Raw genomic sequence first — 10454 nt, 5'->3', positions numbered from 1 at the left:
CTCACCTTCACCGCCTTCCACGTGTCACCGAATTTCTGCATCCCGACCAGGAATCCCATGGTGTTCGGGGTCTCCGACGCCTGCCCGGGCATCTTGCCCGTCACCGCGACGTACACGAGGACCTGCGCGGTCCCCTCGTCGGCGTTCACCTGCGTCGGCGCCGACCGCACCACCCGCGAGGTCGTCGACCCCACCTGGCTGCCGGCCTGCTGGAGCTGCGGGTCGAGCGTGCCGGCCACCTGCTGGCGGACCTGATCGAGGGCGTCACCGGCGAAGCTGCTCTGCAGCCGCTGGTTGAAGGTGTTCATGTTCTTGGGATCGATCGTGGTGACGTTGAGCATCGCCTGCTCGGCGGCTCCCGTCGCGTCGTCGCGTGCCTGCTGCGTCGGCGCCGCCACCGCGTAGGCCTCATAGGCCCGATACCCGAACCAGCCGGCACATGCGATCGCGGCGACCAGTACGCCGATCACCACCACGCCCAGAATGTTGCGCAGCCTCGCGGCATTGCGCGGTGTCGGCCCGTTCTTGTCGGCCGCGGTACCGGCAGCGGGGTTTCGTCCGCCCGCCGCGCCGGGTTCGTCGGTCCCTTGCCGGGGCGTGCGGGACCGCTTCGGGTCACTCTTCGTCGTCATCGCGCGTCACTGTAACGATCGGACCTGAGAGGTTGCCAATCGCTCCTTCATCGTCGAACAGGCGTCGTCGACGGGCCGGAAACAGCCCGTCATCCAGCGTGTTTCGTCACTGGCCGACGCCGTACCCGAATCCACCGGGGTTCACCGGACGCACACCCAACAGGTAGGCGAGCTGGGTGGCCAGCGGATTGAGGTTCAGTTTGTCGGGGTCCTTCTTGGGCGTGTTGTCCCACGGTTGCGGGGTGTCGGGGTTGGCGTACTGCACGCGGTCGGCGCTGCGCACACCCGTCGGATTACCGAACGGCACATCACACGACGCGTTCGTGTTGAACGGGAAATCGTCGTAGCGGATGTCGAAGGTCGGGTCCTTCTTCTTGATCTCGTCGATCATCTTGTAGGTGCTCTCGTACCCCTTGGTGCACGCCGGCGGGTTGTTGGTTTCGAGCACGATGCCGAAGTGGATCTGCCCGTCGCCGGGTGCCGGGCTGTGGCTGCCTGCCGAGAGCGCCGAGAGCATCGCGAACGTCCCCGAGGTCATGTACGTCGCGGGTTGGATCGTGCGCGACACCTCGGAAAGGTCGCCGACCACCTTGCCCAGATCGCCGCCGTTCTTCTGGATCAGCGCCGAGATCTGGGTCGCCGACGCCGTGCCCGTGGTGAGCAGACGTCGCAGATCGGGGTCCGACGACGCGAGCGTGGCGGTGATCAGGTTCAGGTTGCGCGACCACGTCAGGATCGCATCGGACTGGTCGGCCTGGGTGGAGAGCACCACATCGGAGTTCTGGATCAGCGAGATCGTCTGCGGCAGATTGTCCGCGCCCGCCTTCGCCAGCGTGTTCAACGAGTCGACGAGGCGGGACAGATTGTCACCCTGCCCGTTGAAGGCCTTGCCGAGCTCGGTGATCACCGTGTGCAGGTCGTCGATCGGGATCGAGTTGGTGAAGTTGATGGCCGAGGCGACGACGTCCTCGAGCGGCGCCGGGATGGAGACGTTGTCGGGTGAGATCGTCGACCCGTTGCCCAGGTACGGCCCGGACGTCGACCCCGACGGCTGCAAGTCGATGAACTGCTCACCGATCGCCGACCGCTCGGCGACGACGGCCTTCGACGACGCCGGGATCTTGGGACCACCGGAGTTGAGGTCGAGTTTGACGTCGACGCCGTCGGCGGTCAGCGTCATCGCGCCCACCCGGCCGACGGGGATGCCCATGTAGGTGACCTCGGCGTTGGTGAAGATGCCACCGGACTGATTCATCTCCGCGGTCACCGTGTAGTTGCCGATGCCGGCGAGCTTGTCGAGCCGCGCGTATTTCGCGCCGACGTAGACGATCGCGACGATGCCGACGACGGCGAACACCAGCAGCTGGATCTTGGCGAGCTTGCCGATCATGCGCCCACCCCCATCTGTGCGAGCGTCTTGTCCAGCAGTCCCTGCCCCTGGGCGGGAACCGGGGCGAACGACGCCGGGTTGGCCGGGTAGGTGCCGCCCGACGGTGGCGTGTTGGGGCCCGGACGCGAGTTCGCGGCCGGCGGCAGCAGGGTGATCGTCGGCCAGCCGTAACGCGGCCCGTTGCCCTTGTAGTAGGGGTTCGACGGGTTCACCGGCACGCTGTGCCGCTCCGGCGGCGAATAGACCGGGTTGCCCTGGCCCACACCGAGCGCCTCGAGCTGATTCAGCGTGCGCAGATCCAACGTCATGAACAGGTTGGTCGAGTCACCCTGCACCGCGGGCAGCAATGAGTCGGGGAACGGGTGGGTCAGCATCAGCGGCGCGGCGGTGATGAGATCCGGTGCCGCCTTGGACAATTCGGTCAACACCGGTCGAAGCGCCTTGAGATCGGTGATCATCGACTCGCGGGCGCGGCCGAGGACATCGGTGCCCACCTGCCCGAGTTTGTCGAGTTTGGTCAACAGGTCGACGAACTGCGGACGCTGCTGCTCGAGGACGGCAATACCGGCGGGCAACTGCTGCAGGATGCGGTTGATCTGATCGGTCTGCGCATTGGCCCGCGCCGAGAGCGTGTTGAGCCCATCGATCGCACTGATGATGTCGTCGCGCTGCTTGTTGAGACCCGAGATGAGTTCCGAGGCGTTGTTCAGCAAGCTCTTGACGTTGTTCGCGCGGCCGTCGAAGGCCTTGTTGAGCTCGGTGACGATGGGCTCCAGCTGGTTGATGCCACCTCCGTTGAGCAACATCGACAACGCGCCGAGCACCTGTTCGATGTCGGTGGCGGTGCGGGTCCGGGCCAGCGGAATCGGCTGGCCGTCGGGCTGGCGCGGCGCGTTGCCGGCCTCCGCCGGGTCGTCGAGGGCCACGAACTTCTCGCCGAGCAGACTGGTCTGCTGGACCGCCGCCTGCGCCTGGTCGGACAGGTCGATCTCGTGCTTCACCTTGATGGTGACCAGCGCGTACCACTCGTTGTCGGGGACCTCGACCTTGGTGACGCGGCCGACGGCGACGCCGTTCTGCTTCACCATCGACTGCGGGACCAGATCCAGGATGTCGCTGAACTGGATGGTGTAGGTCCGCGGATTGTCGCCGACGTCGACGCCACCGGGCAGCGGGATCGACTGGATGCCGTTGCTGCCGCAACCGGCCACCAGCACCACGGTGGCCAGGCTCAGCAGTGCCCCGGTCAACCGAGCACCCAATGTTCCGGTCAACCGAGCACGCAGCGACGGGCGCGAGTGCTTCGTCACATACCCCATGTCAGTTGCCCCCCGTTCCCGGTCGGGCCGTCGTCGACGCCGGGCGGCTCGTCGACGGCCGTGCGGTGGTCGAGGCCGGCGTACGGCCCGTGCTCGGCCCCGGATTCAGCCGCCGGTCCGGGGTACCGGGCACGGTGCCCGGGACCGGATACTGCTGCAACTTGCCGTTGCTCATGATGCCGAACGGCAGGATGGGCAGGATCGGGGTGAGGACCTTGTCGTTGACCTGGTTGGCGATGTTGGTGCACTGATTGATCAGCGGCGCGAGGGTGTCGCTGAACTGGGTGGCGGCCGGATTGCCCGGCAGCAGCTGACCGAGGTCGAGGAACTTGCACTGCGCCGCAAGCAGATTCTGCAGATCGGGGATCGTCAGTCGCATCGCGAGCGTGCCGGACTCGGCGTCGTAGGCGTTGATCAGGTTGCTCAGCGTCAGCGGGAGCACCGTCAAGATCTCCTTCAGCGACGTCTTGGTGTCGAGCAGCGCCTGCGTCGTCGGCTGTAGATCCTTCAGCGTCTGACCGATCTGTTCGCGGTTGTCCTGGATGAACCCGGCGACGTCGCCGAGGGCGATCGACAACTTGTTCAGCGCGGTCGCGAGCTGCTGGCGTTCACCGGCGAGGAAGCTGTTGAAATCGGCCATCTGCGTGTTGAACTGGCGCACCTGGGTGTCGTTCTCGCGCAGCGCGCCGACAAAGGTGTTGAGGTTCTTGACGGTGTCGAACAGATCGCCATGCGAGTCCGACAGGGTGGTGCTGGCCTTCGAGAGATTCTCGATCGCGGCGCCGAGCTTCTCACCGTTGCCCTGCAGGTTGTCGGCACCGGTGGTGATGAGCTGGCTCACCGCCCCCTTGCTGTTGGCGCCGTCGGGGCCGAGCGCCTCGGACAGTTTCTGCACACTCGAATAGACCTGGTCGATCTCGACGGGGACCATCGTCTTGTCGAGTCCGAGGGTGACGTCCTTGCCGGCCTTGGGTCCGCCGGAGTAGGCGGGCGTCAGCTGGACGAAGCGGTCGGCGACCACCGACGGGATGATCTGAACGGCCTTGACGTCGGCGGGCAGATCCACACCACGATCCACCGTCATCGTCACCTTGACCGAATCGCCTTCGGGCTCAACGGAATCCACCTTGCCCACCGACACCCCGAGGACGCGGACGTCGGTGCCCTCGTAGATGCCGACGGAGCGGTGGAAGGTGGCGGTCACCTTGGTGGTGCCGATCAGCGAGAAGGCCCACCACAACACCCCCGCGACGATCAGCGCGATGATCACGCCGAACACGATGTAGACGATGTGGCGCGGGGTGAACCACCGGCCGGGGCCGGAGGTGTTCGTCAGATCCGGTGCGGTGGTCATCCGGTGGCCCCCGTTCCGCCGTTGTTCTGGTTGGCCTGCTTGTTGGGCAGTCGGGTGGTGTTCTGCTGCGGCAGCGCCGGGGGCAGCAGGTTGGTGACCACCGACTCGAACCACCGACCGTTGCCGAGCACGTTGGCGTAGAGCCGATAGAACGGCGCCATGTTCGTGATCGTCGCGCGCAGGTTGGCGTTCTGCTTGGTCAGCAGTTCGTTCACGCCCTTGAGCGAGTCGAGCGCGGGCCCGATCTGCGCCTCGTTGTCACGCACGATGCCGGTCAACGCCGTCGACAGCGTCGTCGTCGTGGCGAGCAGCGCCGAGATGTTCTTCTGCCGGTTGTTGAGTTCGTCGAGCAACTGCCCGGCACCGGCGATCAGCCGCACGAAGGTCTGGTTGCGGTCGGCGAGGATCTTGGAGGTGTCCTTGGTGGCCTGCAACAGCTTCTGCACCTCTTGGTCACGGCTGGCGATGGTGTTCGACAACCGCGCGATGCCGTCGAGAGCGGGCCCCATGTCACCCGCGGTCCCGGAGAAGGCATCCGAGAGCGAGCGCATCGACTGCGCCAACTGGTTGGTGTCGAGGTCCTCGATCTGGGTCGTCGCGTCGGAGAACGCCTCGATCACGTCGTACGGCGAGACCGTATCGGTCAGCGGCACATCGGGATCGGCCTGCTTGCTGCCGCGCGGATTGAGGCTCAGGTACTTCTGTCCCAGCACCGTCTTGATCTGGATGGACGCCTGCGTCTGGTTACCGATCCAGGTGTTGGACACCCGGAACCTGACGTCGACCCGGTCGCCGTCGAGGGTCACGTCCTTGACCTCGCCGACCTTGACGCCGGCGACGCGGACCTCGTTGCCCGCCTTGAGGCCTGCGGCCTCGGTGAACTTCGCGGTGTAGGTGGCGGCCTGCCCGACCAGCGGGAGAGAGGTCAGATAGAACGCGGAGACCGCGGCCATCAGCAGGATCAGGATGCCGATCCCGCCGATGGAGACCGGACTTCGCCGACCGCCGAAGCGGCGATGCGGATGGGACTTCTTCGGTGCCTGCGCGCCGGTATCGTCCGCGCCGTTGCCGGGGTTGCTGTTATCCGTCATCTCGTCTCTCACCCCCCTGGCCTGTTGTCTTTCCAGCAGCGGGTCGCCGCGCTGGTGTAGAGCACATGATTGATGTCGGGCAGCGGCACCGCCGGCTGGGTCAGCAGGGTCGACTTACCGTTGCCCGCCACGACGTCGATGCCGCACAGATAGAACTGGAACCACGACCCGAAGGTCGCCGCGCGGCCGATCTTCTGGAGCTTGACCGGCAGATTGTTCAGGATCTGGTTCACGTCCTTGTTGCGCGCGTTGATCTGGTCGGCCAGCGACTTCAGACCTGCGATGTCGCCTTGGATCGACGGCCTGGTCTGCGACAGGATCGACGCGGTCACCGTCGTCAGATTCGATACCGAGGCGATCGCCGATCCGACCGAACCACGTTGCGCCGCAAGGCCGGTCACGAGTTGCTCGGTGTTGTCCAGGAGCGACTTGAAGTTCGCGTCGTTGCGATTGACGGTGTTGAGCACCGATGTCAGGTTGGTGATGAGCTCACCGATCACCTTGTCGCGGTCGGCCAGCGAGTTCGTCAGCGACGAGGTGCTCGAGATCAACGTGGAGATGTTGCCCTCCTCGCCCTGGAAGATCTTGATGATCTGGTCGGCGAGGTTGTTGACGTCGGCGGCCGAGAGCTGACGGAACAGTGGTTTGAACCCGTTGAACAATTCGGTGAGATTCACCGCGGGATGCGTGTCGCGCACGTTCGGGTCGGTGCCGAAGGTGAAGCCCGGTGCCACGGTCGCATCGGAGGTACCCGCACCCCGCTCGACGGCCAGGTAGCGCAGGCCGGTGAGGTTGCGGTAGCGGATGTAGAGCTGCGCACCCTGCGGCAGCGACGACCGGTTGATGTTGAACTTCACCATCGCCTTGTTCTGGTCGTACACCGCGACGTCGGTGACCTGACCGACGCGCACACCGGCGATACGCACGTCGTCGCCCTTGTTGAGCAGGGCGGCGTCGTCGAACACGGCGCTGTACTTGCTGTCGCCGTCGCCGCCGGCGTTGGCGATCGTCAAGGCGAGCAGGCTGGTCGCGATCACGGTGATCACCGCGAACGTGATCAGCTTGATCAGTGGTCCCACAATGGATTTCACTGGATGTGCACCTCCGCGCCGGCCAGCGCCGGACCACCGATCATGGTGATCCAGGTCGGGACGTCGTCCGGGCGGGTACCGCTGGCCGAGCCGTAGATCAGCTTCAGCTGGGTCCGGAATGACGGGTCGTCGAACGGCGAGGGCTTGATCAGTCCGACCGGGGTGGTGGTGAACTGCGGCTGCGGCAGGCTCGGCATCGTCCGCGGGCCGGGGTTACGCGACGGCGGCTGGTAGGAGCCGTCGGCCAGTCCACCGCCGGGGTACTGCGGGAACGGGCGGCCGTTGGTCGGCGGCTCGTAGCAGACCGCGGGCGGATCGGTGTCGAAGAACCGCGGCTCGTCCTGGTTCGGGAGATAGCGTCCGCGGGGGTTCACGAACTGCAGGTTCACGCGCACACCGGGATTGGCGGTGCCGGCACCGACGATCTTCTGCGACTCCGGGATCAGGGTCGCGAAGTTGTGGAAGGTGCACTGGAAGGTCGGCGACTGCTTGGCCAGTCCGGTGAGCAACTGCTCGGAATCGACGAACAGGTCGACGAGGTTGTTTCCGTTCTGCTGCAACCAGCCGGTGGTGTCGGTGGCCGCGACCCCGAGGGTGGCGATCAACGTCCGCAGGTCACCTTGCCGCTCCACGATGGTGTTCGACGTGGTGCGGAAGTTGTCGAGGGCGTCGATGACGTCGGGCAGCGCCTGGGAGTAGGTCTGCGAGAAACTCGCCAAGCCCCGCAGGGTGCCCTGCAGGTCGGGCAGCACCCCGTTGATGCCGACGAACACCTTGTTGAGGTTGTCGATGGTGGTGCCGAGCTCCTCGCCGCGGCCCTGCAAAGCCTGCGACAGCGAGGTCAGGGTCACGTTGAGATCCTGCGGCGGGATGGCCTGCAGGACCGGGAGCAGCTTGTCGAACAGTTGCTGCAGCTCCTGCGCGTTACCGCTCTTGTCGGTCGCGATGACGTCACCGTTTTGCAGCCCCGGTCCACCGGAGGCGGGCAGCTGCAGATCGACGTAGCGCTCGCCGAACAGCGTCTTGGGCAGGATTCGCGCGGTGGTCGCCTGCGGGATCTGCTTGGCCATGTCGGGGTTGAGCCCCAATTCGACGTCGACCGAACCGTTCGGCGCCGGTGAGATACTGCGGACCTCGCCGACGACGACCCCGCGGGCCTTGACGTCGGCATTCGCGGGCAGCGCGTTGCCGACGGCGTCGGTGGTGAGCGTGACGGTCGTGAAGTCGGTGAATGTCTTGTTGAACTTCATGATCGTCACCGCGAAGAACAACGCGACGACGACCAGGAAGGCGACGCCGAGGAGTCTGCGGCGCACGGTCCCCATCGATCAGCCTCCCACTCTGACGGTCGTGGTGGTGCCCCAGATCGCCAGTCCGAGGAAGAAGTCGAGCACCGCGATCAGGACGAGTGCGGCACGAACGGCGTGCCCCACCGCCACGCCGACGCCCGCGGGACCCCCGCTGGCGTAGTAGCCGTAATAGCAGTGCACCAGGATGATGACGAACGCGAAGATCAGCACCTTGCCGAAGGACCACAGCACGTCGGCCGGCGGCAGGAACAAGTTGAAGTAGTGGTCGTAGTTGCCCGCGGACTGGCCGTTGAAGATGACCGTGATCTCCCGGGAGGCCAGATACGACGCGAGCAGACCGAGCACGTAGAGCGGGATGACCGCGATGAAACCGGCGATCACACGTGTGGACACCAGGAACGGGATCGACGGCACCGCCATCGATTCCAGAGCGTCGATTTCCTCGGAGATGCGCATGGCACCGAGCTGTGCGGTGAAACCGCACCCGACCGTCGCCGACAACGCCAGCCCCGCGACCAGGGGTGCCACCTCACGGGTGTTGACGTAGGCCGACAGGAAGCCGGTCAGCGCCTGCGAACCGATCTGGTCGAGCGCCGAATATCCCTGCAAACCGACGACGACGCCGGTGAACCCCGACATCAACACCATCACGCCGACGGTGCCCGCGACGACGGCCAGGCCGCCGGTACCGAAGGCCACCTCGGCCAGCAGACGCAGCACCTCGCGCGTGTAGTGCACGAGCGTCTTCGGGATCCACGCCAACGTCCGTCCGTAGAAGGACATCTGTTCGCCCGCGCCGTCGAGTACCTTCAACGGCTTGCCGGCCAGTTTGCGTGCTTCGTAGAAGTAATACTCGGGACGACTCTTGGCGATCGTCACTCCGCCACCACCGGACACGCCTAACTTCCCTTCGGCGGGACGATCTGAAGGTAGACCGCCGTGATGATCAGGTTGGCAAGGAACAGCAGCAGGAAGGTGATGACCACACTCTGGTTGACCGCGTCACCGACGCCTTTTGGGCCGCCCTTGGGATTGAGTCCCTTGTAGGCGGCGATGACCCCGGCGAGCACACCGAAGATCGCGGCCTTGATGGTCGAGATCCACAGGTCGGGGAGCTGCGCGAGCGCTCCGAACGACGCCAGATAGGCGCCCGGGGTGCCGTCCTGGACGATGACGTTGAAGAAGTAGCCGCCGCCGATACCGACGACCGCGACGAGCCCGTTGAGCAGCACGGCGACCAGGATCATCGCGAGCACACGCGGAACCACCAGGCGCTGGACCGGGTTGATGCCCAGCACCTCCATCGCGTCGATCTCCTCGCGGATGGTGCGCGAACCGAGGTCGGCGGCGACCGCCGACCCGGCGGCGCCGGCGACCAGCAGCGAGGTCACCAGTGGCGATCCCTGTTGGATCACCACCAGCACACTCGCCGCACCCGTGTACGACTCGGCACCGAGCTGCTTGATCAGCGAACCGGTCTGCAGCGAGACGATCGCGCCGAACGGGATCGCGATGAGCGCCGTCGGCAGGATCGTGACGCTGGCGATGAACCAGGCCTGCTGGATGAACTCGCGCCACTGGAAGGGCCGTACGAAGGTCTGACGCGCGACGTCGACGAACAGCTGGACGATGTTGCCCGCCTGGGCAAGTGCACTCGTTCCGGCTTGCGCGATCTTGTCGGCGCCACGCGTGGTGGCATTGGCCATTCTCGGTTAGCTCCGCCCGTCGCCGTGTCGGGGTTTCTTGGTGGTGTCGATCTGCTCGGTGGGCTGGTTTGCCTGGGCGGCCGGCGGCACGTCCCACTGTTGAGTGGGCGCGTCGTTGCCGGCGAACTCGTAGACGTCGGTGGGCGCTTCGGCGGTGGCCACACCGCCGGCCGAGCTCCACTCCCCCTGGCCCGACCCACCGGCATGGGCGGGCGCGCCTGCCCCGTTCTCGGCCATGTCGGCGCCGTGGGCCTGTGCCTGGGCGCGGATCTCGTCCTCCTGCTCCATCGACTCGCGGATCGCGCGCTGAGCGTTTTCGGGCAGCGACGGCAGCAGTTCCAGGACGCGTTCGCGGTGACGGGCGACAGCCTTGCGTTCGGGCATACCCGGATTGGGCTGCACCTGCGGAATGATCTCCGAGAAGTCGTCCTTGGTACCGCCACCACCGATACCCGCGGCCTGCATCGCCTCTTCCTGCTTCTGGACCGCCTCATCCTTCTCCTCCGACATACCGATCGGACCGAACCGATCACCGGAGAGGAACTGCTTGACCACCGGCTG

Annotated in this window: 9 protein-coding genes and 1 pseudogene; all 10 read right to left on the bottom strand. The window is 65.9% G+C overall.

The window, feature by feature from the left end:
* The coding region (locus B1964_RS04360) for a hypothetical protein (protein ID WP_079928984.1) at positions 1-632 on the bottom strand (632 nt) is incomplete at its 3' end.
* 106 nt (positions 633-738) lie between these two features.
* Positions 739-2022, bottom strand: a complete 1284-nt coding sequence (locus tag B1964_RS04355; protein ID WP_079928983.1) for an MCE family protein — start codon at positions 2020-2022, stop codon at positions 739-741.
* A complete protein-coding gene (locus B1964_RS04350; RefSeq protein ID WP_079928982.1) occupies positions 2019-3341 on the bottom strand; it encodes an MCE family protein in 1323 nt (440 codons plus the stop codon). Before B1964_RS04350 ends, B1964_RS04355 begins: the two co-directional genes overlap by 4 nt.
* Position 3342: 1 nt before the next feature.
* Positions 3343-4695, bottom strand: a complete 1353-nt coding sequence (locus B1964_RS04345) for an MCE family protein (RefSeq protein ID WP_079928981.1) — start codon at positions 4693-4695, stop codon at positions 3343-3345.
* Positions 4692-5786 (bottom strand): MlaD family protein, encoded by a 1095-nt coding sequence (locus B1964_RS04340; protein ID WP_079928985.1) that lies wholly within the window; start codon positions 5784-5786, stop codon positions 4692-4694. Before B1964_RS04340 ends, B1964_RS04345 begins: the two co-directional genes overlap by 4 nt.
* Positions 5787-5794: 8 nt before the next feature.
* Entirely contained in the window at positions 5795-6877 is a 1083-nt protein-coding gene (locus B1964_RS04335) for an MlaD family protein (RefSeq protein ID WP_079928980.1), read from the bottom strand.
* Positions 6874-8202: an MCE family protein gene (locus B1964_RS04330; protein ID WP_079928979.1), complete on the bottom strand. Its 1329-nt coding sequence runs from the start codon at positions 8200-8202 to the stop codon at positions 6874-6876. The genes B1964_RS04335 and B1964_RS04330 overlap by 4 nt, the downstream gene beginning before the upstream one ends.
* A gap of 3 nt (positions 8203-8205) precedes the next feature.
* A complete protein-coding gene (locus tag B1964_RS04325; protein ID WP_006368383.1) occupies positions 8206-9084 on the bottom strand; it encodes an ABC transporter permease in 879 nt (292 codons plus the stop codon).
* Between the two features lie 2 nt (positions 9085-9086).
* Positions 9087-9893 carry an ABC transporter permease gene (locus B1964_RS04320; RefSeq protein WP_006368382.1) on the bottom strand — a complete coding sequence of 269 codons (807 nt, stop codon included), beginning with the start codon at positions 9891-9893 and terminating at the stop codon, positions 9087-9089.
* Positions 9894-9899: 6 nt separating this feature from the next.
* A pseudogene (locus tag B1964_RS04315) lies at positions 9900-10454 on the bottom strand (ABC transporter ATP-binding protein); the annotation flags it as partial.

This window comes from Gordonia sp. i37 (assembly GCF_002043085.1).
Lineage (GTDB): Bacteria > Actinomycetota > Actinomycetes > Mycobacteriales > Mycobacteriaceae > Gordonia > Gordonia polyisoprenivorans.
The sequence above is the reverse complement of the archived record's forward strand: the minus strand, read 5'-3'. Positions and strand labels throughout refer to the sequence as shown.

Excerpts from the sequence above, each read along its gene's own strand:
- B1964_RS04355 (WP_079928983.1), bottom strand. The coding sequence starts at position 2,022 with ATGATCGGCAAGCTCGCCAAGATCCAGCTGCTGGTGTTCGCCGTCGTC.
- B1964_RS04350 (WP_079928982.1), bottom strand. The coding sequence starts at position 3,341 with ATGGGGTATGTGACGAAGCACTCGCGCCCGTCGCTGCGTGCTCGGTTG.
- B1964_RS04345 (WP_079928981.1), bottom strand. The coding sequence starts at position 4,695 with ATGACCACCGCACCGGATCTGACGAACACCTCCGGCCCCGGCCGGTGG.
- B1964_RS04340 (WP_079928985.1), bottom strand. The coding sequence starts at position 5,786 with ATGACGGATAACAGCAACCCCGGCAACGGCGCGGACGATACCGGCGCG.
- B1964_RS04330 (WP_079928979.1), bottom strand. The coding sequence starts at position 8,202 with ATGGGGACCGTGCGCCGCAGACTCCTCGGCGTCGCCTTCCTGGTCGTC.
- B1964_RS04320 (WP_006368382.1), bottom strand. The coding sequence starts at position 9,893 with ATGGCCAATGCCACCACGCGTGGCGCCGACAAGATCGCGCAAGCCGGA.